20 protein-coding genes are annotated in these 24169 nt (G+C 72.5%); 4 read left to right on the top strand and 16 right to left on the bottom strand.

The window, feature by feature from the left end; translation table 11 throughout:
* Positions 1-4 precede the first annotated feature (4 nt).
* Positions 5-694 (top strand): GntR family transcriptional regulator, encoded by a 690-nt coding sequence (locus SSP29_RS22750; protein ID WP_089102593.1) that lies wholly within the window; start codon positions 5-7, stop codon positions 692-694.
* Between the two features lie 53 nt (positions 695-747).
* Here SSP29_RS22750 and solA read toward each other — a convergent pair whose 3' ends face one another.
* The 13 genes from solA to SSP29_RS22685 form a co-directional block, all read right to left on the bottom strand.
* Entirely contained in the window at positions 748-3177 is a 2430-nt protein-coding gene (gene solA, locus SSP29_RS22745) for an N-methyl-L-tryptophan oxidase (RefSeq protein WP_089102592.1), read from the bottom strand.
* Positions 3174-4631 (bottom strand): aldehyde dehydrogenase family protein, encoded by a 1458-nt coding sequence (locus tag SSP29_RS22740; protein ID WP_150134717.1) that lies wholly within the window; start codon positions 4629-4631, stop codon positions 3174-3176. Before SSP29_RS22740 ends, solA begins: the two co-directional genes overlap by 4 nt.
* A 54-nt stretch (positions 4632-4685) precedes the next feature.
* Positions 4686-5576, bottom strand: coding sequence for a creatininase family protein (locus tag SSP29_RS22735; protein WP_089102591.1), 891 nt, complete (start codon positions 5574-5576; stop codon positions 4686-4688).
* Positions 5577-5651: 75 nt separating this feature from the next.
* Positions 5652-6101 (bottom strand): cytidine/deoxycytidylate deaminase family protein, encoded by a 450-nt coding sequence (locus SSP29_RS22730; RefSeq protein ID WP_089102590.1) that lies wholly within the window; start codon positions 6099-6101, stop codon positions 5652-5654.
* The gene (locus SSP29_RS22725; protein WP_089102589.1) at positions 6098-6862 is read right to left on the bottom strand and encodes an amidohydrolase family protein; all 765 of its coding nucleotides are present in this window, start codon (positions 6860-6862) and stop codon (positions 6098-6100) included. The genes SSP29_RS22730 and SSP29_RS22725 overlap by 4 nt, the downstream gene beginning before the upstream one ends.
* Positions 6859-7839 carry an ABC transporter ATP-binding protein gene (locus SSP29_RS22720; RefSeq protein WP_089102588.1) on the bottom strand — a complete coding sequence of 327 codons (981 nt, stop codon included), beginning with the start codon at positions 7837-7839 and terminating at the stop codon, positions 6859-6861. Before SSP29_RS22720 ends, SSP29_RS22725 begins: the two co-directional genes overlap by 4 nt.
* Positions 7836-8843, bottom strand: a complete 1008-nt coding sequence (locus SSP29_RS22715; protein WP_218036920.1) for an ABC transporter ATP-binding protein — start codon at positions 8841-8843, stop codon at positions 7836-7838. Before SSP29_RS22715 ends, SSP29_RS22720 begins: the two co-directional genes overlap by 4 nt.
* A 122-nt stretch (positions 8844-8965) precedes the next feature.
* Positions 8966-9655: an alpha/beta hydrolase gene (locus SSP29_RS22710; RefSeq protein ID WP_089102586.1), complete on the bottom strand. Its 690-nt coding sequence runs from the start codon at positions 9653-9655 to the stop codon at positions 8966-8968.
* A gap of 5 nt (positions 9656-9660) precedes the next feature.
* The gene (locus SSP29_RS22705) at positions 9661-10737 is read right to left on the bottom strand and encodes an ABC transporter permease (protein ID WP_150134715.1); all 1077 of its coding nucleotides are present in this window, start codon (positions 10735-10737) and stop codon (positions 9661-9663) included.
* The gene (locus SSP29_RS22700) at positions 10734-11666 is read right to left on the bottom strand and encodes an ABC transporter permease (protein ID WP_150134714.1); all 933 of its coding nucleotides are present in this window, start codon (positions 11664-11666) and stop codon (positions 10734-10736) included. The genes SSP29_RS22705 and SSP29_RS22700 overlap by 4 nt, the downstream gene beginning before the upstream one ends.
* Positions 11659-13341 carry an ABC transporter substrate-binding protein gene (locus SSP29_RS22695; protein ID WP_089102585.1) on the bottom strand — a complete coding sequence of 561 codons (1683 nt, stop codon included), beginning with the start codon at positions 13339-13341 and terminating at the stop codon, positions 11659-11661. The genes SSP29_RS22700 and SSP29_RS22695 overlap by 8 nt, the downstream gene beginning before the upstream one ends.
* A gap of 661 nt (positions 13342-14002) precedes the next feature.
* Positions 14003-14959: an MHYT domain-containing protein gene (locus tag SSP29_RS22690; RefSeq protein WP_150134713.1), complete on the bottom strand. Its 957-nt coding sequence runs from the start codon at positions 14957-14959 to the stop codon at positions 14003-14005.
* A gap of 127 nt (positions 14960-15086) precedes the next feature.
* Positions 15087-15737: an NADPH-dependent F420 reductase gene (locus SSP29_RS22685; RefSeq protein ID WP_089102584.1), complete on the bottom strand. Its 651-nt coding sequence runs from the start codon at positions 15735-15737 to the stop codon at positions 15087-15089.
* Between the two features lie 275 nt (positions 15738-16012).
* Between SSP29_RS22685 and SSP29_RS22680 the strand changes: the two genes are divergently transcribed.
* Positions 16013-16486 carry a GNAT family N-acetyltransferase gene (locus tag SSP29_RS22680; protein WP_089102897.1) on the top strand — a complete coding sequence of 158 codons (474 nt, stop codon included), beginning with the start codon at positions 16013-16015 and terminating at the stop codon, positions 16484-16486.
* A 258-nt stretch (positions 16487-16744) separates the two neighbouring features.
* Entirely contained in the window at positions 16745-19147 is a 2403-nt protein-coding gene (locus SSP29_RS22675; RefSeq protein ID WP_174855993.1) for a M4 family metallopeptidase, read from the top strand.
* 62 nt (positions 19148-19209) lie between these two features.
* Here the strand turns inward: SSP29_RS22675 and SSP29_RS22670 are convergent, their stop codons facing one another.
* From SSP29_RS22670 to SSP29_RS22660, 3 genes are all read right to left on the bottom strand, one after another.
* Positions 19210-20382, bottom strand: coding sequence for a glycoside hydrolase family 64 protein (locus SSP29_RS22670; protein ID WP_438363806.1), 1173 nt, complete (start codon positions 20380-20382; stop codon positions 19210-19212).
* Positions 20383-20583: 201 nt separating this feature from the next.
* Entirely contained in the window at positions 20584-21339 is a 756-nt protein-coding gene (locus SSP29_RS22665; RefSeq protein ID WP_089102581.1) for a dienelactone hydrolase family protein, read from the bottom strand.
* Between the two features lie 115 nt (positions 21340-21454).
* Entirely contained in the window at positions 21455-22075 is a 621-nt protein-coding gene (locus SSP29_RS22660; protein ID WP_150134708.1) for an L-threonylcarbamoyladenylate synthase, read from the bottom strand.
* A 544-nt stretch (positions 22076-22619) separates the two neighbouring features.
* Between SSP29_RS22660 and SSP29_RS22655 the strand changes: the two genes are divergently transcribed.
* The gene (locus SSP29_RS22655) at positions 22620-24149 is read left to right on the top strand and encodes a helix-turn-helix domain-containing protein (RefSeq protein WP_089102580.1); all 1530 of its coding nucleotides are present in this window, start codon (positions 22620-22622) and stop codon (positions 24147-24149) included.
* Positions 24150-24169 lie beyond the last annotated feature (20 nt).

Here is a 24169-nt window from a genome sequence, read left to right as displayed (position 1 = left end):
TCCGATGACGCCCCAGACCGACGAAGGCGCCCTCGTCGACGACATCGCTGCCCGTATCCGCGCGCGGATCATGGACGGGGAGCTCCCGATCGGGAAACCGCTGCGCCAGGCGGCGCTGGCGGCCGAGTTCGGGGTCAGCCGCACCCCGGTGCGCGAGGCGCTGCGCCAGCTGCAGAACGGCGGGCTGATCGAGATGCAGCCGCACCGCGGCGCGGTGGTGCGGGTGCCGGCGCCGTGGGAGGTGCGGCAGGCCTACGAGGTGCGCGCGGAGCTGGAGGCACTGGCCGCCCGGCGCGCGGCCGCCCGCATCACCGACAGCCAGCTCGCCGAACTGCGCCGCCACAACGACGTGCTGCGCGCGGCGGCGGGCGCCGGCGCCGCGGGCACCCCGGACACCACCCAGGCCAACGACTGCTTCCACACCGTGGTCTGCCAGGCGGCGGACAACCCCTGGCTGAGCCGGATGATCGACCGGATCAACGAGAGCTTCCCGCGCAACGTGTCCTCGCTCGCCCTGGCCGGCGACGAACGCCATCGCCAGCTGAACGTCCGTCAGCACGACGCCGTCGTGGCGGCGTTGACCGACCGGGACGAGGACCGGGCGCAGGAGGCCATGCGCGAGCACGTCATCAGCGCCGGCGAACACCTGACCGCCTGGTACGAGCGACGTTCCCAGACCGTGTTCCACGGCTGACCCGCCGACGGTCGCCCCGACCAGCCCGTCCCCGGCCGTCCCGGTGACCGCCGTCACCGGACACCGCCGGGAACCAGCCGCGCGGGGGAGAGGAAGTCCAGGTCCGGGCGCGGGAGTTCGCACACCAGGTCGGCCAGGGCGGCCCCGATCGCCGGACCGAACTTGAATCCGTGTCCCGAACAGGCCGAGACCAGCAGCGCCTGCGGCACCCCGGGCACCTCGCCGACCAGGAACCGTCGGTCCGGTGTCATCGTGTACAGACACGTCAGGCTCTCCGTGACCGGGCCCGCACCGGGCAGCACCCGCTTCACCGCCCTTGCCAGCAGGGCGAGTTCGGCGTCGGTCGCGGCGGGTCTGGCCGCCTCGGGATCCCACGCGGGACCCGAGTCGAGACCGGCCTTCAGCCCCCGGCCGTCGGCGGCCGGAAAGCCGTAGAGCAGTCCTTCCGGGAGTTCGACCGAGAAGCTGCCCAGCCCGCCGGGCCCGAGCGGCCCCGCCGGATCCGCGGCGAAGTACGCGTTCACGATCCGGGTGACCGTCAGGTGCGCGGTCAGCGACGGCACCAGGTTCGGTGTCCACGGCCCGGCGCACAGCACCAGCCGGCGGGCCCGCACCTCCCCGTCCGCCGTGCGGACGACGACCCCGTCGCCGTCCGGATGCCATGCCGTGACCCGCGTGCGGTCGGCGATCGTGGCTCCGGCCCGTTCCGCGAGGGCGAGCTGGGCGCGCAGGGTCGCGCGGGCGTCGATGATCCCGGCGGCCGGGTCGTGGACCGCGGTGAACCCCGCGGGCAGCCGCAGCCCCGGGAAGATCCGGGCCGCCTCCGCGCGGTCCACCGCACGGCAGCCCGGACCACGCAGCGGATCGGGCCGCTCCGCGGGCGCCGCGTACAGCCCGCCGGTGACGTCCACCAGACGGGTCCCCGCGGCCTGTTCCAGCTCGGCCCAGGCCCGGTAGGCGGTGTCGACCAGGCCGTCCCAGTCGGGGTGCGGATAGGCCCGGCGGATCATCCGGGTGGCACCGTGCGAGGAGCCCCGGTCGTGACCCGCCGTGAACCGCTCGATCCCGAGCACGTCCAGTCCCCGCTCGGCCAGCTGCCGCAGCACCGCGCCGCCGTGCACGCCGAGCCCCACGACCACGGCGTCGCGCCGGGTGCTCGTGGACGTGCGGGCGGCACGTGTGCGCGGGAGACGGGCCGGGGGCCGGGACGTGGCCGCCGTGGCAGCAGGTGCCGGTGACTCCGCCCCACGACCCGTGCCCTGCGCGTCCGCCGCGATCTCCGCGACCGCCTCCACCAGGGCGTCCAGGTCGCCGTCGTCGGTGTACACGTGCACCGACGCCCGTACCACCTTGGCCAGTCCGCGCGGCTCCATGTCCCAGCGGCCGTGGTCGGCCGGCACGGCGATCAGGTACACCCGCCGCAGCGCCAGCCGCCGCTGGACCTCGCTCGCGTCGAGCCCCTCCACCACGAAGGTGACGATCGCCCCGCCCGCCGCCGGCGGGTCGGCGAGCCGTACGCCGGGGACCGCGCCGAGCCGCTCGCGCAGCCGCGCGGCGAGGGCGGCCAGTCGGCCGAAGACGGTCGCGGTGCCGAGCGCGTGCAGGTCGGCCAGTGCCGAGCCGAGGCCGAGCCGCAGTGCGTGCGCGGCCTCCCACAGTTCGAACCGCCGTGCGTCGGGGGCCAGTTCCCAGCTGCGCTCGGCCGTCCAGCGGGCCCCGCGCACATCCGGTGCCTGCGGGGCGAGCCGTTCGAGGAGCGGCCGGCGCACGGCCAGCAGACCTGTGCCGCGCGGACCGCGCAGGAACTTGCGGCCGGTGCCGATCAGCAGATCGCAGCCGAGAGCGGTCATGTCGACGGGCAGCTGGCCCAGCGACTGGGTGGCGTCGAGCAGGAACGGCACGCCGTGCGCGGCGGTCAGCGCGCCGATGCCGGCGGCCGGTTCGACCAGCCCCGACGAGGTCGGCACGTGCGCCGCGGTCACCAGCGCGGCGGGACCGGTGCGCAGCGCCCGCTCCAGGGCCTCCAGATCGGTCGCGCCGTCAGGCCCGTTGGGCAGCACCTCCACCCGTACTCCCGTGTCGCGCTCGGCGGCCAGCAGGTGCAGGGCGCTGCTCACGTAGCTGGAGCGGGCGGCGAGCACCCGGTCCCCGGGCCGCAGCCGCAGCGCCGACACGATGCGCTGCCAGCCGGCGGTGGCGCTCTCGACCAGGGCGATCTCGTCCGCGTCGACACCGAGCAGGGCGGCGGTACGGGTGTAGACGGCGGCCAGGTCGTCGGCGGCGAGCTTGGCCGCCTCGTAGCCGCCGTGCAGACTCTCGGCGCGCAGCTGGGCGATGACCGCCTCGACCGTGTCCGAGGCGAGCAGCGCGGCACCGGCCGCGTTGAAGTGGTGACCGGTCGCGCAGCCCGGGGTGCGGGCCCGCTCGGCGGCCAGGTCGAAACCGGCGGGGGCCGGCGGCACCGCCGTCACGGGGGCGCTCACAGCGCCATCGTGATGCTCTTGGGCTCGGTGAATCCGTCGACCGCCGCGTCGCCGAGATCCCTGCCCAGACCGGACTGCTTGCTGCCGCCGAACGCCACGGCGGGGTCGAACTCGTTGTAGGTGTTCACCCATACGGTGCCCGCCTGCAGCGCTGCCGCGGCGCGGTGCGCGCGGCCGAGGTCGGTGGTCCACACGCCGGCCGCGAGGCCGTAGTCGCTGTCGTTGGCGAGCGCGATGGCCTCCTCCTCGGTGTCGAAGGGCAGCACCGCGGCGACCGGTCCGAAGATCTCCTCCCGGGCGATCCGCATGTCCGGCGTGACGTCGGTGAACACCGTGGGCCGCACGAACCAGCCGGGTCCCGGCAGGGGTTCCCCGCCCGTGACGGCCTTGGCGCCCTCGGCGCGGCCGAGGTCCAGGTAGCCCGTGACCCGGTCGAACTGCTCCTGGGAGACGAGCGGTCCGATGTTGATCCCGCCCGAGAGACCGGGGCCGATCCGCAGCGCCTCGACGGCCGGCAGCATCCGGTCCAGGAACTCGTCGATCACCGTGCGCTGCACGAGCAGCCGGCTGCCCGCCGTGCACATCTGTCCGGAGTGCCCGAACACGGCCCGTACGGCGGCCGGTACGGCGGCGTCCAGGTCGGCGTCGGCGAACACCATGTTGGCGGACTTGCCGCCCAGTTCGAGCGTGAGCCGCTTCACGGACGGCGCCGCCGCGGCCATGATCAGCCGCCCGACGTCGGTGGACCCGGTGAACGACACCTTGGCCACACCGGGATGCGCGACCAGCTCCGCCCCGGTGCGTCCGTCGCCCGTCACCACGTTGACCACGCCCTCCGGCACACCGGCCTCCAGGCACAGCGCGGCCAGCCGCAACGCGGTCAGCGGGGTCTGCTCGGCGGGCTTGACGACCACCGTGCAGCCGGCCGCCAGGGCCGGGGCGAGTTTCCAGGCCGCGATCATGAAGGGGAAGTTCCAGGGCAGCACGGCGGCCACCACGCCCACCGGCTCCCGGACGCTGTACACATGCCGGCCGGGCCCGGCGGGATGCACCGTGCCGGTCAGCCGGGCCGGGGTGCCCGCGAAGTGCCGGATCGCCTGGAGGCCCAGCTCCACGTCACCGCGGGCCCGCTCGATCGCCTTGCCGTTGTCCAGGGTGTCCAGGACCGCCAGTGCCTCGGCGTCCCGCTCCACCAGGTCCGCGAGCCGCAGCAGGACGTCCCGCCGGTCCCGGGGCGGCAGCGCGCGCCAGCGGCCGTCGCGGTGGGCGGCCGAGGCGGCGGCCACCGCCGCGGCCACGTCCGTGGCGTCCGCCTGGGCGATCGTGGTCAGCGGCTCGCGGGTGGCCGGGTCGAGGACCGGGATGCGCCGGGCCGAGGCGCCCGTGGTCCAGGCGCCGCCGATGAGCATGGGCTCGCACTCGGGCAGCCTGGGCAGGGTGATGCTGGGGTCCAAGGGGGTTCTCCTTGTCGTTCGTGGAACGGCGGCGCGGGTCTCCGGCCGGGCGGCTCAGGCCGGATGGCTCAGGCCGGATGGCTGAGGCGGGACGGCTGGGGCGGGATCGCCGGGCCGGTGCGCCGCGCTGGGCCAGGGCTCGTGCACGGCCGCCGAGACCGCGCGGGCGGTGGTGAGCACACAGCGGTCGAACTCCGCCCGCCCGTGGGCCGCGTTCGCCTCGGTGACGTCCCTGCCCCACACACCGGTCTCGCTGACCTGGTCCATGCGGTAGTCCCAGAAGGAGTCGACGTCGACGTGCGAGGTGGCCCGCTCCATCCGCACCAGCCCGGGCGCCAGGTGCAGCATCACCGAGGTCTCGAAGTAGTTGGCGTGCATCAGCGCCCGCCCGTACGTGACATGGCCGTCGACCTCGGGCCCCGGGTACATCGTCACGTACCCCAACGCCCGTACCCGGGCGTCCCGGTGACGCACCCTCAGTTTCTCGGCGGACACGTCGAGCGCGCCGTTGTTCCAGATGTGCCCGTTGAGCAGGACGAACTGCCGTACCCCGCTGGCGTACAGGGAGTCGATCACGTCCTCCACGACGGCGATCAGCGTCTCGGGGCGTAGCGCCACCGTCCCGGCGAAGCCGCCGTGCGAGGCGGACACGCCGAAGGCCAGCGGCGGCAGCACCGGTACGCCCGTCAGCGCGGACACGCCCAGGGCGACCGCCTCGCAGATCCGGGTGTCCACGGCCAGCGGCAGATGGGGGCCGTGCTGTTCGGTGGCGCCCACCGGGATGATCACCGCGTCGCTTCCGGCGACCGTGGTCCCGGCCTCCTGCCAGGTCAGCTCCTCCCACGGCAACGGCGCTCCGCTGCCGCCGAGTTGCGCGGCGAGTGCGGGCACGTCAAGGCCGGTGGGGACGCGCAGGCCGTTGGGTCCTGTGATGACGGACGGCATGTCTCTCCTTTCCTCGGGGGTACGCGGGAGTACGGGGGTGTCGTCTCCTCGGCGGTGCGGTGCTGTCGTTCGGGGTCACCAGCGGCGCCGGCTCTTCTCCGGCAGCAGGTCCAGGGCGCGGGCCGGGACGGGACGGTCGCCGTCGACCGTGGTGATCCACACGACGGCGTCCGGGCAGTAGTCGCTGATGAGTTCGCGGCACACCCCGCACGGCGCGATGATCCGGAACCGTCCGGCGGGCTTGATCTGCACCGACACCACCGAGGTCACCGCCAGCGGCGCACCGGGCGCGAGCGCGCCGCGCGCGGTGCCGAGGGCGACGCCCTCCGCGCAGATCGAACTGCGCCGGCAGGAGCCCTCGACATGGACGCCGGTGTGGATCCGGCCGTCCGCGGTGCGCAGGGCGGTGGCCACCTCGTGCCGGTCCGCCTGCCACACCCGGTCCAGCAACGCCTGGGCCACGGAGAGGAGTTCGGCGTCCTGCTCGCTCATCTCCGGCGGGACGGCCACGGGCGCGGCGGTCATTCGCCGAGCCCCAGCAGGCGGGCCATGTTGCCGCCCTCGATCAGCGCCCGGTCCTTCTCGTCCTCGACCGCCTTGGTGATCTTCATGCGCTCCAGGTCGAAGTCCGAGCCGGGCCACTCGCTGCCCATCAGGATCTGCCGGGGGCCGAGCCGCGTGTAGGCCCGCTTCACGTCACTCATCAGCGTCGCGGACGTCTCCAGATAGACGTGCGGCTGCCGTTCGGCCACGATGATCGCCTCCGGCACGTTCCACACCGCGCCCATGTGCGCGATGATCGTCGGCACCCCGGGGTGGTCCCGGGCGATCTCCTCGATGGCCAGCGGCGCGCAGAAGGCGTCGTCGAGGGCGTTGACCAGCACCATCAGCCCGCGCCTTGCACAGGCCTCGAACACCGGGTCGAGCAGCCCGTGGTCGGCCACGTGGTAGCCGTGCAGGCTCGGATGCAGCTTCAGCCCCACCAGTCCGGCATCGGCGATCCGGTCGATCTCCTCGATCGTGTCGTCCGCCTGCGGCAGCACCTGGCCGAAGCCGAAGAACCGGTCGGGGTACGCGGCCACCAGCGAGGCGATGAAGTCGTTCTCGATGCGCTGCGCGAGCGAGCACACCATCGCCATGTCCACCCCGGCGGCGTCCATCCGGTCGAGGATGCGGCGCGGCTCGAAGGGCTTGTAGGGCGGCGGCGCCTCGCCCTTGCGCGCGCCGGTCAGGTAGTCGGAACGGCCGCGCACGTCCTGGGTGGTGTTGTAGGCGTCGATGATCATTGCGGGTCCTCACTCACGGGCACGGGGCCGAGGGGGAGATGGCAGCGCACGCGGCGGCCCGGCGATATCTCGCGCAGTTCCGGGTGCCGGGTGCGGCAGAGGTCGGTGGCGAACGGGCAGCGGGTCCGGAACAGGCACCCCTCCGGCGGGTCCGCGGGGTCGGGCAGCTCGCCCTCCAGGGGCTGCCGTTCGACGGGCGGGCCGGGCCGCAGCTCCGGCACGCTGGCCAGCAGCGCGCTGCTGTACGGATGGGCGGGGCCGGAGAAGAAGTCGTCCCGGGGAGCGGTCTCGATGATCTCGCCGAGGTACATCACGGCGACCCGGTCGGCGATGTGCCGCACCACACCGAGGTCGTGGGAGATGAACAGCATCGTCAGACCCCGGTCGCGCACCAGGTCCGACAGCAGGTTCAGCACCTGGGCCTGGATGGACACGTCCAGCGCGGAGACCGCCTCGTCGGCCACCACGAATCGCGGCGACGAGGACAGGGCCCGGGCGATGCCGATGCGCTGGCGCTGGCCGCCGGAGAACTCGTGCGGCTTGCGCCCGCCGGCCTCGGCCCCCAGACCGACCAGGTCGAGGAGTTCGGCCACGGTACGTTCCGCCTCGGCGCGGCTCGCGCCCCGGGAGCGGAGCAGCGGCTCGGCGACGATGTCGGCGACCGTGCGGCGCGGGTTCAGCGAGCCGAACGGGTCCTGGAACACCATCTGGAGCTCGGCCCGGGTCCGCCGCAGACGTCGCCCGCGCAGCCGGGTCAGATCGGTGCCGAGGAAGTCGATCCGGCCCGCCGACGGTTCCACCACGCGCAGCAGCGCCCGCCCGAGCGTGGACTTGCCGCACCCCGACTCGCCGACCAGTCCCAGCGTCTCGCCCTCGGCGATGTCCAGGTCGACGTCCCGTAGCGCCCGCACCCGGCCGCCGGCCCGGCCGGCGTAGTCGACCCGCAGCCCGCGGGCGCTCATCAGGACCTCGCTCATACGGCGGCTCCCGCCGCCTGGGCCGCCCGAGCCCGCATCCGGGCCTCCGCGGGGAGCACACAGGCGTCCAGGTGGGCCGCGCCGCCGTGGCGCCGCCGCAGCTCCGGGCGGCTCTCGCAGCCGTCCTGGGCGAACCCGCAACGCGGCCGGAAGCCGCAGCCGGACGGCCGTGCGACACCTGCGGGCGGACTGCCGGGGATGGCCGGCAGCCGCTCGGGCACCGGCCCGTGCAGCGGGGGCACCGAGCCGAGCAGGCCCATCGTGTACGGGTGCTGAGGGTCGAACAGCACCTCGTCGCGGGTGCCCTGTTCCACGATCCGGCCCGCGTACATCACCGCCACCCGGTCCGCGACCTCCGCGACCACCCCCAGGTCGTGGGTGATCAGCAGCACGGACGTGCCGTGCTCGCGCTGCACCCGCTTCAGCAGCGCCAGCACCTGCGCCTGGATGGTCACGTCCAGCGCGGTGGTCGGCTCGTCGGCGATCAGCACCGCCGGGTCGTTGGCCAGCCCCATCGCGATCATCACGCGCTGGCGCATGCCGCCGGAGAGCTGGTGCGGATAGGCGCGGGCGGCCCGCGCCGGGCCCGCGATACCGACCTCGCCGAGCAGTTCGACGGCACGGCTCGCGGCCGTGGCCCGCGGGACGTCGCCATGGGCCCGGATCGTCTCCGCGACCTGCGCACCCGCCCGGTGCAGCGGGTTGAGCGCGGCCAGCGCGTCCTGGAAGACCACCGCCACGTCCTTGCCGCGCACCCGGCGCAGCTCCCGCTCGGACGCCCCCACCAGCTCCCGGCCCCGGAACGACACGGATCCGGCGATGTGGGTGCGGGGGCCGCGGTTGAGGCCGACCAGGCTCATCGACAGCGCCGACTTGCCCGACCCGGACTCGCCGACCAGCGCGAGGATCTCGCCCCTGCGCAGCGTCAGGTCCACCCCGTCCACGGCGGGCAGCCGGCCCGCCGGCACGTCGAACCCGACACTCAGACCGCGCACTTCGAGCACCGCCTCCGGAGGGCGCGCGTCGTGCACGCCTTCCGACGCGGTCGTGTCGTGCGCGGCCTCCGATGCAGTCACGTCATGCACGTCCTCCGGCGCAGTCACGTGATGTACGCCCTCCGGCGCGGTCATACGGCACCGCCCACGGCCAGCGCCGCCCGGTGGATCAGGTCGGCGACCCGCTCGGGCCACACCAGGGTGGTGTAGTGGCTGCCCGGCACGTGCTCGACGGTCGCCTTCATCCGCTCGGCCATGAAGTTCTGGATCTCCGGGCGCAGGGTGCGGTCGTCGTCGGCGACCAGGTACCAGCTGGGCAGCGACCGCCAGGCCGGCGCCCCGGTGGCCTGGGTGAAGACGAGGTTGTCGGCCTTGCGTCCCTCCGCCTCGACGACCGCCCGCTGCTCGTCCGACAGGTCCGGGCCGATCTCCGCCCAGAACTCCGGGCTCGGCTCTGACTTCCACTCCCCGTTCGGGCCGCGCCGCATGTACTTGGAGATCTCCGCGGGTTGGTAGCGCTCCACGATCCCGTTGACGGTCTCGCCCTCGTCCGGCCCGAACGCGGCTATGTAGACCAGCCCTGCGACACGCGGATCGCGTCCCACGTTCGTGATCACCGCGCCGCCGTAGGAGTGCCCGGCGAGCAGCACCGGGCCGCTGGTGCCCGCGAGCGCGGCGGTGGTCTCGGCGATGTCGTCGGCGAGCGAGGTCATCGGGTTGGTGACCGTGACCAGCCGGTGGCCGTGGGCGGCGAGCAGCGGCTGGACCGCCGACCAGGTGGTGGGCCGTCCGCCGGCGCCGTGGACCAGCACGATGTCCATCGGGATCATCCTTTGCGTAGGCGCGGGTCGAGGACCGTGTAGAGCAGGTCGACCGCGTGGTTGACGAGGGTGAACAGCAGGGCGATCGCGAGGGCCGCGCCCTGCACGACCGGGTAGTCGCGCTGCAGCACCCCCTGCACGAGGAGGCGTCCGACGCCCGGGTAGGAGAAGACGGTCTCGGTGACCACCGAACCACCCAGCAGGGACCCGAACTGGAGCCCCAGGACGGTGACGATGGGCAGCCAGGCGTTGCGCAGCACGTGCCGGCGCACCACCGCGCCCTCGCCGAGGCCCTTCATCCGGGCGGTGCGCACGAAGTCGTCGCCGAGCACCTCCAGCACGGAGGCGCGCACGATCCGGGTGATGAAACCGGCCATCGACAGCGCGAGGGTCACCGCGGGCAGGATCAGGTGCTGGAACCACGGCCACACCAGTTCGGGCCGGTCCTGGAGGATCGCGTCGAACAGGACGAAGCCGGTGGTGGGCCGGTAGTCGAGGGTGCTGGGCAGCCGGCCGAGGACCGGCAGCCAGCGCAGCCACACGCCGAACACCACGATGGCCAGCACGCCGAGCGCGAACCAGGGCAGCGAGAAGCTGACGGTCGCCACGGCCCGGGTCGAGGTGTCGATCCAGCTGCCCCGGCGCAGTGCCGCGACGACTCCGGTGACGACGCCGAGTACCACCGCGACCGTCATGGCCGCGAGGGTGAGCTCCACGGTCGCGGGCAGCGCGTCGCCGAGCAGGCCGAGGACGCTGTTGGAGCCGTAGAACGAGGTGCCGAGGCGCAGATGGACGAGGTCGCCGAGGAAGTGGCCGTACTGCGTCAGCAGCGGCTGGTCGAGTCCGAGGGCCTTGGTGACGCGTTCCTCGTTGGCGTCGAACTGCGCGGAGGAGGTGTTGCCGCCGCCCGCCGCGAGCGAGGTCGCCGGGGAGCCCGGCAGCAGCCGTATCGCCACGAACACCAGGGAGGCGAGCGCGAACAGCACGACGGGGATCACGGCGAGCCGCCGCACGAACACCCAGGCCGCTCCCGTCGGCCGGGGCAGGCGCACCCGGGTCAGCACCCCGGTGCCCGCGCTCATGCCGTCCCCCTCGGGTCGAGGGCGTCCCGCAGGTCGTCGCCGACGAAGTTGCACGCCACGACGAACAGCAGGGTGAGGGCGGCCGGCAGCACCACCAGTCGGGGAGCGGTGTACAGGAACTCCTGCCCGGCCTGCACCATGTAGCCCCAGTCCGGCTGCGGCGGCTGGATGCCCAGGCCGAGGTAGGAGAGACCGGCCGCGAACCCGGCCGCGATCGACAGCGTCATGACGACCTGGGCGAGCAACGGGCCGCCGATGTTGGGGAGTACCTCGCGCAGCAGGATGCGGGGCGCCCCGGTGCCGCCGAGCCGGCAGGCCACGACGTAGTCCTTGGCGGCCTCGCGTGCGGTCAGGGTGCGGGCCAGCCGGGCGAGACCCGGCGCCAGCGAGCTGCCGATGCCGAGGATCAGACTGACCGTGCCCGGTCCGGCGGCCGCCACCAGGAGGATCACCAGCAGGATCGACGGGAAGGCCAGCGCCAGGTCGACCAGCCGCATCAGTGCCTGCTCCACCACGCCGCCCGCATATCCGGCGACCAGTCCGACCAGGGTGCCGATCCCGGCCGCGAGGGCGGTCGCCGCGAAGGACACCAGCAGCAGCGGGCGGGCGCCGTGCACCAGCCGGGCCAGCTCGTCCCGGCCCAGGTCGTCGGTGCCCAGCGGATGCCCCGGCGCTCCGGGGGCCAGCAGCGCCGAGGAGGTCTGGCGCAGCGGGTCCGCCGCCACGACCAGCGGTCCGAGCAGGGCGACCAGGACCGTCGCGGCGAGCAGCAGCCAGGCGAGCAGCGCGGGCCAGGAGCGGGCCACCCTGCGCCGACGCAGAGCGCCCAGAATCCGTCGCGCTGTTCCGGGCCGGGGCGGGGAGGCCGCGGCGGCGGGGGCCGCCGCCTCCGCCGCCACGGCGTCGACCGAGGCGCCGGCCTCAGACACTGGCCTTCTCCATGTAACAGCGGTGGTTGGCCAGGGCGTCGGTGTTCATGCCCTTCACGTCCGCGCCGCTGACGACCAGGTTGCTGAAGCAGGCCAGCATCGACAGGACCATGTACTCCTCGGCCCACCGGCGCTGGATCTTCGTGTAGGCGGCGGTGCGCTTCTTGGTGTCGGTGAGGTTCTTGGCCGTGTAGAGGTCGTCGGCGAGGGAGGCGGCGCCCTTCAGGGTGTCCATGCCGGAGAGCTTGGAGCCGTAGATGCTGGTGGGGCTCGCCATCGCGCCGACCATGTCGTCGGGGTCGGGCACGTAGGTGTTGCGCTCCCAGATCATCAGGTCGTGGTAGTCGTCCTCCCCGTCCAGGAGCCGGCTGAAGTAGGTCGCCGGGTCCACCGAGGTGGTGGCCACCTTGAGGCCGATGTCGGTGAGGTTCTGGGCGATGATCTGGGCGGCCTTGGGGTGCCAGGAGTCGCTGGCGGCCATGAGCCGGATGGTGCGCCCCTTCGCCCCGGCCTCCTCCACGAGCCGCTTGGCCTGCGCGGTGTCCTGGGTGCTGAGGTCGGCGAGCGCGGTGTCGTAGCCGCTCTGGGCCGGCGGGATCGCGTAGCCCCTGGGTTCGGCGCCGACGCCGTAGAACGCCTGCTGGAGGATGGCCTTGCGGTTGATGGCCAGGTTGATGGCCTTGCGCACCTTCAGTTCGGGGACCCGGCGGGCGTCGATCATCATGATGGCGTCGGCGTTCTGCGGGGTGTCGTACACCTTCACCGCGCTGTCCTTGCGCAGCTGCGAGACGGCGGAGTACGGGGCGAACTGGGTCGCGGACACGTCGCCGCTGAGCAGCGAGCTGACGATGGTGGACGGGTCCTGGACCTGGCGCAGCACCAGCCGGTCGATGGGGGGCTTGCCCAGCCGGAAGCCGTCGAAGGCCTCGAGCGTGATGGACTGCCCCGCGGTGGCGGTGGAGAAGGCGAACGGCCCGGTGCCCACGAGGTGCTTGCCGATGTCGGCGCCGTGCTTGTCCAGCGCGGCCTTGGAGATGATCCGGCCGCCGATGTCGGAGAGCTTGCCGAGCACGGTCCGGTCCGGCTTCTTGAGGACCATCTTCACGGTCATGTCGTCGGGTGCGGTGAGCGAGGCGACGTTGGCGCCCATGCTCGACAGCGGCCGGGTCGCGCCCTTGGGCAGTGTCTTGTCGTCCGGGTCGAACTGGCGGCCGAGGCTGGCGAGCACGTCGGCGGAGGTCAGCGTGGTCCCGTCGTGGAACTTCACCCCTTCGCGCAGGGTGAAGGTGTAGGTGAGCTTGTCATTGGATATGGTCCACGTCTTCGCCAGGTCCGGTGTGGGCTCGTTGGTCTCGAAGGAGATGAAGGTCAGGCCGCGGCAGATGCAGTCGACGGCCATCCAGTCGCCCAGGGACGTGTAGAAGGCCGGGTCGTTGACGGCGCTGGTGGCGTCGATGGCCAGGGTGAGCGTGCCGCCCTTCCCGCTGCCGCCTCCGTCCTGGGCCGCGGCACCGCACGCGGTGAGCAGGGCGGGCAGCCCGAACCCCACGCCCACGCCGAGCAGTCCGGCACCCCGGAGCATCGTCCGGCGCGAGACGTCCCGCGACCCGGTCGCCGGCACCGACGACGGGGTCGCGGCGGCGGTCGAGGGCGATCCAGATGTGTGATCCGGCATGGGGCCTCCTTGGGCACCGATCCTGAGAATGGATTAAATCTGCGCTGGATTGGATCCAAAAACATGCTCAGTGGCTCCCGATTCCCTCTCGTGTCCCTGGGGTTAAAGGCGTGTGAAGCGGATCCCGGAGAGTGTGTGTCATACGCCGGGGGCGTCCTCGGCCCCAGACTCCGGTGCTGCCGAAGATCACGCCGTCCGCGCGGACTGCTTGCGCGGCGCCCGCACGACTCCGGGCAGCACCGTCGGCGACCTCGCAGTGGTGAGGGTTTCGACGCCCCGGTCTTCGAAGGAGCGCGGGGTTCCAGCGGCGGCGACCGATACCGGAAAGCGCGCCACGGCTTCTGCCCTGCGGCAGGTGGCCCCCACTGGGCGTCGGCCTGCGGCGCACACGGGATCCCGCACAGCAGCTCCCGGTCCGGAAGCCGCTTGTGGCCCGGATGCCTGAAGCGCCGTTCATGCTGCGGCAACCGCGGCTGAAGACGGTCCGCGGCTCATCCGACACGGTCCGCGGAGTCGTCCCCGGCTCTTTGCCTCAGCTGCTCATGTCCGGACTCGCGGTCTGTGCAGTGTGCGCTCGGCCGACCTCACGACGAGCGAGTGAAGCCTCTGATGCGGGTCGGAGGGGGCGTCGACAGCGTTCGGGCGTTCCCGGCAGAACTGGTCACCATTCGTAGGGGTTGGAGGGGGCACCGTACGGGTCCTGCGGACCGGGCGCGGGGCGATGAGAACTGCCCAACCGGCTCACGCCGCCCGGTGCCCGGCGGCCGTTGCGCCTTCGGGGTGTGCGTCCGCCGCGCCGGCCCGGCGGGCGTGAGCGCGCCGCCCGGGGCGACGGCGTCGGCGGGGCCTTCCTCTCGGGTGCCCGGCGGTTCCAGTCCCCTTCGCCCAGGACCAGCAGCGGGTCGAACATCACCACCACCCCGGCCAGCAGCAGGAACACGACCGGGCCGAGCAGCATGGGCAGCAGCAGCGAGGTCGGTGACGCACTCGACCACGAGGTGGCGGACGCCGCGTGCACATCGACGCTCACGGCCGCCATGGCGGTGTAGTGCATGCCCGACACCGCCAGGCCCATCACCAGGCTGGCGCCCAGACTCGCCGTGAAGCCCCGCACCGACACGGCCGCCCACAGCGCCGCCGTCGCCGCCGCGATCGCGATCAGGACGGACAGGGCGACCGTCACCCGGTCGTAGTGAATCGTTCCGTCAAGGCGGAGCGCGGCCATGCCCAGGTAGTGCATGGCGGCCACACCCAGACCGGTGACGACACCCGCCGCCCAGAGCGTTCCCGTGGTCGCACCCCGGTAGCCGACCGCGAAGACGCCGATGCCGACCACCAGGACCGCCACCGCGAGACTGAGCAGGGTCAGCCCCACGTCGTAGCGGATCGTGGTCTCCCGGACGTGGAAGCCGATCATCGCGATGAAGTGCATCGTCCAGATGCCGCAGCCGATCGAGGCCGCCCCCAGTGCGAGCCAGCCCGGCCGCCACGACTGCCCGTGGTGGTACAGCGACCTGACGATGCAGCGCAGCCCCAGTGCCCCGCCCAGACAGGCCATCAGATAGGCCGCGACCGGAGTCACGGCGCCGTAGTGGAAACCGTCCGTCGTGCCGTGCATGTGCACAACTCCCCCCAGAGTCACGGCTGTTGTGGGGGAAGGTACTACGCGCCGGGGGCGTGCGCCGGGACGTTCGCCACGACGTTCACCGGGACTTCAGCTGTCTCTGGGGCGCCGCAGGCGTGGCTCAGGGTGCGACGATCTTGATCGCGCTCATCCAGCCGTGCCCCTCGGGCCGCGTCTGCAGGGCCATGTGCAGCAGCTGGATGCCCTCCAGCTCCCGGGCGTGCCGCAGCCCGCCGACGACCACCGGGTTGAGTCCGCCGGAGGAGACCAGCTCGGCCACCTGGTCGCGGGCCGCCGCGTCGTCGCCGGCGATGAACACGTCCAGCGGCAGCCCGCCCACCTCACCCGCGACCAGTGAGCCCGCGAACGTGGTGTTGAACGCCTTCACCACGTGCGTGCCCGGCGCGGCGGCCTCGGCGAGCTGCTGGGCGGCGGAGCTGTCCGCGGGCACCGTGAGCGAGTCGAAGGTCGAGAAGTCCACCGGGTTCGAGATGTCGACGACCGTCTTCCCGGCGAGCTGGTCCCCGTACTCGGTCACGACCTGCCTGGCCGCGTCGAACGGCACGGCCAGCACCACCACGTCCGCCGAACCGACCGCGTCCGGCACGGCGGGCGCCACATCCGCCCCCGGCGTCCGCTCGCCCAGGGCGTCGGCGAGCGTGGCGGCCTTGACGGGATCCGTGCCGATCAGCCGGACCGTGTGCCCGCCCGCCAGGGCGCGGGTGGCGATACCGCCCGCCATGTTGCCTGTGCCGACGATGAAGACCCGCATGGGTGAGCCCCTTCCGTGGGGTGGGAGCCGCCGACGGCCGGTCCGGGGACGCGCGACCGTCGCACTCCGCCTGAACCAGGATAAATCGGTCGGCTTGGCGCGGCTCGGGCTGGTGAGGCAGGGGGCCGTCGGGCCTCGTCGGGCGTCCTCGGTGACCGCGTCACGGCTCCTCGCCGCCGGTCGTGACCGGGGGCGCGCCGCGCCGGCCCGTCGGCGGGACCGGGTTCCCCGCCCCGGTCCCTTGGCGGCCGGCCGCGGTCGATAGCGTGGCGATCGTGGCGGACTGGAGGACGCGGCCGGCGTCGGACGCGGACGTCGAGGCGGTGGCCGAACTGCGTGCCGTCGTACTGCGGGACGACCTGGAGCGGCTCGGCCGGTACGACGCGCGGCGGGTCCGGCAGCGGCTGCGGGACGGGTTCGGCGCGGCCTGCACCCGGGTGATCGAGGTGGAGGGCGCCTTCGCCGGCTGTGTGGCGCTGCGGCCGGCCGGGGACGCCCGTTGGCTGGAGCACTTCTATCTGGCCCCGTACGTGCAGGGCGGCGGCATCGGCTCGGCCGTGCTGCGGGAGGTGCTGGCGCGGTGCGACCGCGACGGCGTCCCCGTCCGGCTGAACGTCCTGCAGGGCAGCGCGGCCCGGCGGCTGTACGAGCGGCACGGATTCCTGGTCGAGACCGAGGATCCGGTGGACGTGTTCATGGTTCGCCCGCCCGCCCCGCGCGTGCCGTCCCCGCGCCCGCCCTCCCGGTGAACGCCGGTCCGTCCGGACCGCCCTGCCCTGCATAGGGAAAACCCTTGACTGACCTCGACGTGAATGACATGCGCGGGTCAAATCTGGAATCCTCGCTCACCACACGCCTTCTCCATGGCGTGTCCACGGATCCCGGACCATGCACCCCGGTTCCCGGATCCCGGTCCCCGCACAGCTCAGCTCGTCCCGGACAGCACATCCCCGTCTGCCCGGTCTGTCACCGGCCGCGACCCGGCGGCCGCAGCAGGAGGAGTACGAGTGAGACGTCTTCCCCACAGACGGGCCACGGTCGGAGCCGCACTGGTCTCCACCGCCGCCTTCCTCGCCGTCGGCATCCAGTCGGTCCCGGCGAACGCCAAGCCCGCCACCCCCCACCCCAGCCCCGTACGCACCGGCGGCCTGGAGGCCAAGCTCACCCCCGCCCAGCACAGCGCGCTGCTCAGGAGCGCCCGGCAGAAGACCGCCGCGACCGCCCGCACCATCGGCCTCGGCGCCAAGGAGAAGCTGGTCGTCAAGGATGTCGTCAAGGACAACGACGGCACCGTGCACACCCGTTACGAGCGCACCTACGCCGGTCTGCCGGTGCTCGGCGGCGACCTGGTCGTGCACACCCCGCCCGCCTCCCTCGCGGCCGGAACCGTGAGCACCACCTTCAACAACAAGCACACCATCGCCGTCCCCACGGTCAGCGCGACCTACAGCAAGTCCGCCGCCCAGACCAAGGCGCTCAAGGCGGCCAAGGCCCTCGACGCGCAGAAGCCCGTCGCCGACAGCGCCCGCAAGGTGATCTGGGCCGGCAACGGCACCCCGAAGCTCGCCTGGGAGACCGTGATCGGCGGCTTCCAGGACGACGGCACGCCCAGCAAGCTGCACGTCGTCACGGACGCCACCAGCGGCAAGGAGCTCTACCGCTACCAGGCCGTCCAGACGGGCACGGGCAACACCCAGTACAGCGGCACGGTCACCCTCAACACCACGCTGTCGGGTTCCACGTACCAGCTGTACGACACCACCCGCGGCGGCCACAAGACGTACAGCCTCAACAACGGCACGTCGGGCACCGGCACCCTGATGACCGACACCGACGACGTCTGGGGCACCGGATCCGGCTCCAACACCCAGACCGCCGGCGCCGACGCCGCCTACGGCGCCCAGACGACCTGGGACTTCTACAAGAACACCTTCGGCCGCAGCGGCATCAAGAACGACGGTGTCGCCGCCTACAGCCGCGTCCACTACAGCACGGCGTACGTCAACGCCTTCTGGGACGACGACTGCTTCTGCATGACCTACGGCGACGGCACGAGCAGCACCCATGCCCTCACCTCGCTCGACGTCGCGGGCCACGAGATGAGCCACGGCGTCACGTCGAACACCGCCGGGCTCGACTACACCGGTGAGTCGGGCGGCCTGAACGAGGCGACCTCCGACATCTTCGGCACCGGCGTGGAGTTCTACGCCAACAACTCCACCGACGTCGGTGACTACCTCATCGGCGAGAAGATCGACATCAACGGCGACGGCACGCCGCTGCGTTACATGGACGAACCGAACAAGGACGGCTCGTCGGCCGACAGCTGGTACTCCGGGGTCGGCAACCTCGACGTGCACTACTCCTCGGGCCCGGCGAACCACATGTTCTACCTGCTGTCCGAGGGCAGCGGCAGCAAGACCATCAACGGCGTCACGTACAACAGCCCGACCTCCGACGGCGTCGCCGTCGCCGGCATCGGCCGGGCCGCGGCCCTGCAGATCTGGTACAAGGCGCTGACGTCGTACATGACGTCCAGCACCAACTACGCGGGCGCCCGCACCGCCGCCCTGAGCGCGGCCGCGGCACTGTACGGCACCAGCTCCACCCAGTACGCGGGTGTCGGCAACGCGTTCGCCGGCATCAACGTCGGCAGCCACATCACCGTGCCCACCTCGGGCGTCACGGTCACCAACCCGGGCAGCCAGTCCTCGACCGTCGGTACCGCGGTGAGCCTGCAGATATCGGCGAGCAGCACCAACAGCGGCTCGCTGACCTACGCGGCGACCGGACTGCCGACCGGCCTGTCGATCAGCAGCTCCACCGGGGCCATCACCGGCACCCCCACGACGGCGGGCACCTACAGCACGACCGTCACGGTGACCGACTCCACCGGGGCCACCGGCACGGCGTCCTTCACCTGGACGGTCAGTTCCAGCGGAGGCGGCGGCAGCTGCACCTCCACGCAGCTGCTCGGCAACGCCGGCTTCGAGTCGGGCAACACCACCTGGACCGCGACCAGCGGAGTCATCACCAACTCCAGCAGCGAGGCCGCCCACGCGGGCTCGTACAAGGCCTGGCTCGACGGCTACGGATCGACCCACACCGACACGCTCTCCCAGTCGGTGACGATCCCGTCCGGCTGCACCGCCACCACGTTCACCTTCTACCTGCACATCGACACGGCCGAGACCACCACCAGCACCCAGTACGACAAGCTGACGGTCACCGCCGGTTCGACCACCCTGGCCACGTACTCCAACCTCAACGCGGCCACCGGATACGTGCAGAAGTCCTTCAGCCTCGGGTCCTACGCGGGCTCGACCGTCACCCTGAAGTTCAGCGGTGTCGAGGACTCCTCGCTCCAGACCAGCTTCGTCGTCGACGACACCGCCGTCACGACCGGCTGACGTACCGCGGCTGAAGCCGGGCGTCCCGCATCCGCGAGCCGGGTGCGGGACGCCCGCGCGGGTCAGCTCAGCGGGTCCAGCGTGAGGTACGCCTGCTGCGGACTGCCGTCGTTGACCAGCGACTCCTGGTTGCCGACGTCGTCGAAGGCGAAGGCGTAGGCCTTGCCGTCGGCCATCTGCGCGTGGATCTTGCGCGCGTAGTGGTTGGTGACCGTGTCCAGGTAGAAGTCGGCCGGGTTGGTGTCCGGCTGGCTGGCGCTGGTCAGCAGTGTCGACCGGTTGAAGCCCGCGCAGAGGGTGCGCGAAATCGGTCCGCGTACCAGGTCGTTGGGCGCGTCGAGCAGGTTGTGGCAGCCGAAGATGCTGTTCGCGTCCGGCTTCTGGAAGCTCGTCACCACCGCCCCGGCGGAGTTGGTGAAGTTCATGACGTTCCCCGAGACCCGGCCGTAGTACTTGGTGTTCGGCTGGTCGGCGAACGGCGTGACGGTCAGGGTCGACGTCGAGTACTTCGACCAGACCCGGTTGACGTAGTCGTCCATGACGGTCGACGGCAGCGCCCCGGTCTCCACGCCGTACAGCGGGGAGAGCGCGCGCAGCACGGTGCCGTCGGACCGGGTCTGGACCAGGTTCGCCCAGCCGCCGGGCTGCCCGCGCAGGGCGCTGAAGAACCCGTTGTAGCCACCCGACTTGAGGTGCCCGGTGCTGGCCGTGCTGCCGTCGGCGCGCTGCACTCCGACCGCGTACGGCACCGAGAACATGTCCACCTGGGTGCTGTTGATCCACAGACCCGAGTCGTTCAGCGTGTACTCGGACCAGTTGAAGAGGATGTTGCGGTTGGGGTCGGTCGGGTTCTGCACCGCGGGCTGCACCAGGCCGCCGGTGGTCAGTCTGAAGTCCAGCTTCTGGCCGTAGGAGAAGTAGATCCGGCCGGAGAACTTCGGGATCCGGATCGTCTTCGACTGGCCCGCCGCCGGGCCCGTGATCGAGGCGTCCGGCGCCGGGGTCGGCGGGTTGCCGCCGGCCGGCCAGGCGTGGAAGGTGCCGTTGGCGTCGGCCCAGCCCTGCTGTCCCGTGGAGAGCTGGGTGCCGAGGTCGTACACGTACACCTGGTCGGTACGGCCGGAGTTGTTGGTGATCTTCAGTGGGATCGTGTCCGCAACGGCCGCGCCGGCCGGCGCCGGGGTGCCCAGTGTGAGCGCCCCGCCGATCAGTGCCGCCGTGGCCGCCAGGGGCAGCGTGCGGCGTGCGATTCCTGTGCGCACTCTCCACCTCCGTGTGGGGTCGGGGTTGGTACCGAAATTGGTCCGGACCAATTGTGAGAGCGCTCTCAGAGTGGCGGTGGGGCGGGTTCATGTCAATGCGCAGGACGAAAGAAGGGGCCCGTCGGTCGACGGGCCCCTTCTTTCGGTGACGTCTGGTTCGGTGACGTCGGTGGATCAGAACGTGCGCTTCAGCAGGTCGAGCAGCGCGGCCCAGTGGCGCTCGGCGGCCTCGGCGGAGTACGCCGGGGTGTCGGCCTGCGTATAGCCGTGCGCGGCACCCGGGTAGACCTCGCAGGTGTTGCGGATGCCGGCGGCGTCGAGTGCCTCCTGGAAGGTGCGGATCTGCTCCGCGGTCATCGACTGGTCCTGGTCCGCGAAGCCGAAGTACAGCTCCGCGGTGATGGGGCCGACCGTCAGGTGCGGGCTGTCCGGGGTGTCGGTGACCAGTCGGCCGCCGTGGAAGCCGGCCGCCGCGGCGACCCGCTCCGGGAAGACGGCGGCGGTCCCCACGGCCAGCCGGGCGCCCATGCAGTAACCGGTGATGCCGACCGGTCCGTCGGTCACCAGCGGGCTGTCGGCCAGCCAGTTCAGGTAGGCGTCGGCGTCCCGCTTGACTCCCTCGGGCGTCAACGACTGCAGGACCGGCATGATGCGCTGCCAGATGGTCGGGTCCGCGGCCGGGTCGATGAACTCGGGCAGCTCCACGACCGGTGTACGGCCGCTGCGGTAGAAGACGTTCGGGATCAGCACTGTGTAACCCGCGGCGGCGAGCCGGTCCGCCATCGACTTCAGGTGGGGACGGATTCCGTACGCGTCCTGGTAGAAGAGCACGCCCGGGTGGGGGAGTCCGTCGGCGGGATGGGCCAGGTAGGCGTCGGCGACACCGTCCGCGGTGGTGATGTCCACGTCGGTTCCCTGTACGGGGGTCATGGCGCAAGTGCCTCTCTGTGGAGTCGGCGTCGGGGTGCGGGACACCCGGCGCGGCATGTCCTGATCATCGTGGCACGCTACGGTGGGAGAACGGCTTCGGGGGAGCCGGAAATGGTCACTCGAAGCGGGAGGTGTCGCCCGCGCCCCGGCGGACGATCTCCGCCTCGCCGCCGGAGAAGTCGATGACCGTGGTCGGCTCGGTGCCGCACTCCCCGGAGTCGACCACCGCGTCCACCTGGTGGTCCAGCCGGTCCTTGATCTCCCAGCCCTGGGTCAGCGGCTCCGCCTCGTCCGGCAGCAGCAGGGTGCTGGACAGCAGCGGCTCGCCCAGCTCCGCCAGCAGCGCCTGGGTGACCACATGGTCGGGGATGCGGACGCCGACGGTCTTCTTCTTCGGGTGCAGCAGCTTGCGCGGCACCTCCCGGGTCGCCGGGAGGATGAAGGTGTAGCTGCCGGGCGTCGACGCCTTCACGGCCCGGAACACGTCGTTGTCCACGCGCACGAACTGGCCGAGCTGCGCGAAGTCACGGCACATCAGGGTGAAGTGGTGCCGGTCGTCCAGATGCCGGATGCTGCGGATCCGGTCGATGCCGTCCCGGCTGCCGAGCTGGCAGCCCAGCGCGTAGCAGGAGTCGGTCGGGTATGCGATGAGCGACCCCGACCGCACCGAGTCGGCGATCTGGGAGATGCTGCGCGGCTGCGGGTTGTCGGGGTGCACGTCGAAGTACTTCGCCATCCACCGAGCTTATGCCGTACGGCGACTCTCGGCCGACCTGGCCGGGCCCGTGCCGGACGGCCACCAAGCGCTCCGCCGTAACCGGCGCGATATGCCGTCTGTCGACTGCGGCGCCGTCGTGGCTGGTCGCGCAGTTCCTCCCCCAGCCTTCGGCCGGGGGTACCCCCAGCGCCCCGAAGGGGCGCTGCCGAACTGCAGCGGACTTCACCGGACCCGCTCGGGCCGTACCCGGTCGGTACCGGGATGCGCGCGGGACCCCGGCCCGGCCACGTCATGGCCCGACCGGGTGGTCGTGCCGCGGCCGTCGCCGGCCATGGATCCGGCGGATTCGGAAATCGGTCCGCATAACCGGTGGATTCCCGGGCATCCGAAGAACCAGCCAACCCGGGGCCCTCCCCCCCGGCCCCGGGTGAGGCTTTCTCCGCCGGTGGCCCTTCCCCCGAGGGCCGCCGGCGGAGCCGTGCCCGGTGGCCGGGACCGGGCTTCGTCCATCGGGTAACGTCCGTGGACCGAGGCTTACGCGAGGGACGAGGGGCAGGGCGAGATGGCAGGCCGAGCAGGCGAGGGCCCCCCGTACCCGACAACCCTCGGCGACGACTGGGCCGCGCGGCTCCTCGACCATCTGCGTCCCGGCGCCCGCGACCCGCGCCGGGTCGTCGCCTGGCTGGCCGGCGCGGTGCAGGGGACGGTCTGCCTCCAGGACGCCGACGGCACGGTGCTCGCCGGTACCGGAATCCCCCTCGACGCCGGACTCGTGGCCGACGTGATCGCCAGGCGGATCTCAGCCGCCGCGGTCCAGGACGGCGACCGCCACCTGCGGCTCGTCGCCGTCCGCGCCTCCGACCCGCGTCCGGCGGCCGCCGGACTGCTCGCCGTGGCCCGCGACACCCCCTTCGACCGGCGCGCCGCCGAGATCGTCACCCACACCGCCGGAGTCGTCGAACTCCTGCTGCGCGAGCGGGAGCTGAGGGCCGCCGGGCACCGGCTCCGGCGGGCCGCCGCCGACCTGCGCCTCGCCATCCTGCAACTCCTGATGGTGGAGGACACGGTCTCCGCCCGCCGCGTCGCCTCCGGCCTGTGGCCCGGCCTGCTCGACACCGACAGCGCCTGCGTGTACATCGTCGAGGGGCACCCGGCGGAACGCGACGGCCTCGCCGAGGACTGCCTCGACATGACCCGCGGCCAGGCCCTCGTCGTGCGCTGCCCCGCCATGGACGGCCACGTCATCGTCCTCAGCCCCGCGCCCGCGACGGCGGAGCGGCTGCGCTCACTGGTCGACGGCCGCCCCGGCACCTTCCTCGGCGGCAGCGTCCGGCAGAACCTGGCCCAGACGGCCACCGCCTACGGCCAGGCCGTCAGCGCCCTCGCCGTCGCCCACTTCCGCCCCGACCAGGCCGCCGTCTACGCCGAACGCACCCACCCGGAACGGCTGATGGACCCCACCGCGCTGCATGCCTGGTCCACCGCCGTGCTGCGGCCGCTCGACACCCTGCCCCACCACACCCGTGCGGAACTCCTCGCCACCACCCGCCTCGGCCTGGAGTTCACCGCCGTCAGCGCGGCCAAGGTCCTCGGCGTCAGCCGCAACACCGTGCGCGCCCGCATGGACCGGGTCGAGGCGTTGCTGGGCGCCGACTTCTCCGACCTCACCGTGCGCGCCACCGTCCATCTGGCCCTGAACACCCATGCGGCCCTGACGGAGGATCTCGCCGGTACGGTGCCCGAGCCGTCCGGCGTCCGGCTGGGCGACCTGCTGGCGAGTCCGGCGCTGCGGGCCTGGGCGCACGACCTCCTGGACCGGCTGGTCCGGGACGGCCGCGACCTGCGCGGCACCCTGCGCGCCTGGATCGCCGCCGACGGGAACGCCGAACGCGCCGCCCACGACCTGGGCATGCACGCCCAGACCGTCCGCGAACACGTGCGGGGCGCCGAACCCGTCCTGGAACGCCAGCTGCTGGCCGCGGGCACCGACCTGTACGAGGTCGTCCTGGCCCACCTCGCCCTCGGGGACCTCACCGCACCCGTCCTGCTCCCGGCGAATCAGGGCCAACCGGACTCACCTGTGCACGGGTGAGTCCTCGGCGTCCCCGAACG

It is taken from the genome of Streptomyces hyaluromycini, assembly GCF_002217755.1.
In the GTDB taxonomy this organism is placed as follows: Bacteria; Actinomycetota; Actinomycetes; order Streptomycetales; family Streptomycetaceae; genus Streptomyces; species Streptomyces hyaluromycini.
Note: the sequence above shows the minus strand (reverse complement) of the source record. Positions and strands in the feature narration are given on the sequence as shown.

What these genes read in the sequence shown, in the direction of transcription:
- SSP29_RS22750 (WP_089102593.1), top strand. Translation starts at nt 5, where the DNA reads ATGACGCCCCAGACCGACGAAGGCGCCCTCGTCGACGACATCGCTGCC.
- SSP29_RS22735 (WP_089102591.1), bottom strand. Translation starts at nt 5,576, where the DNA reads ATGCCGTCCGTCATCACAGGACCCAACGGCCTGCGCGTCCCCACCGGC.
- SSP29_RS22730 (WP_089102590.1), bottom strand. Translation starts at nt 6,101, where the DNA reads ATGACCGCCGCGCCCGTGGCCGTCCCGCCGGAGATGAGCGAGCAGGAC.
- SSP29_RS22725 (WP_089102589.1), bottom strand. Translation starts at nt 6,862, where the DNA reads ATGATCATCGACGCCTACAACACCACCCAGGACGTGCGCGGCCGTTCC.
- SSP29_RS22720 (WP_089102588.1), bottom strand. Translation starts at nt 7,839, where the DNA reads ATGAGCGAGGTCCTGATGAGCGCCCGCGGGCTGCGGGTCGACTACGCC.
- SSP29_RS22710 (WP_089102586.1), bottom strand. Translation starts at nt 9,655, where the DNA reads ATGGACATCGTGCTGGTCCACGGCGCCGGCGGACGGCCCACCACCTGG.
- SSP29_RS22705 (WP_150134715.1), bottom strand. Translation starts at nt 10,737, where the DNA reads ATGAGCGCGGGCACCGGGGTGCTGACCCGGGTGCGCCTGCCCCGGCCG.
- SSP29_RS22695 (WP_089102585.1), bottom strand. Translation starts at nt 13,341, where the DNA reads ATGCCGGATCACACATCTGGATCGCCCTCGACCGCCGCCGCGACCCCG.
- SSP29_RS22690 (WP_150134713.1), bottom strand. Translation starts at nt 14,959, where the DNA reads ATGCACGGCACGACGGACGGTTTCCACTACGGCGCCGTGACTCCGGTC.
- SSP29_RS22685 (WP_089102584.1), bottom strand. Translation starts at nt 15,737, where the DNA reads ATGCGGGTCTTCATCGTCGGCACAGGCAACATGGCGGGCGGTATCGCC.
- SSP29_RS22665 (WP_089102581.1), bottom strand. Translation starts at nt 21,339, where the DNA reads ATGACCCCCGTACAGGGAACCGACGTGGACATCACCACCGCGGACGGT.
- SSP29_RS22660 (WP_150134708.1), bottom strand. Translation starts at nt 22,075, where the DNA reads ATGGCGAAGTACTTCGACGTGCACCCCGACAACCCGCAGCCGCGCAGC.
- SSP29_RS22655 (WP_089102580.1), top strand. Translation starts at nt 22,620, where the DNA reads ATGGCAGGCCGAGCAGGCGAGGGCCCCCCGTACCCGACAACCCTCGGC.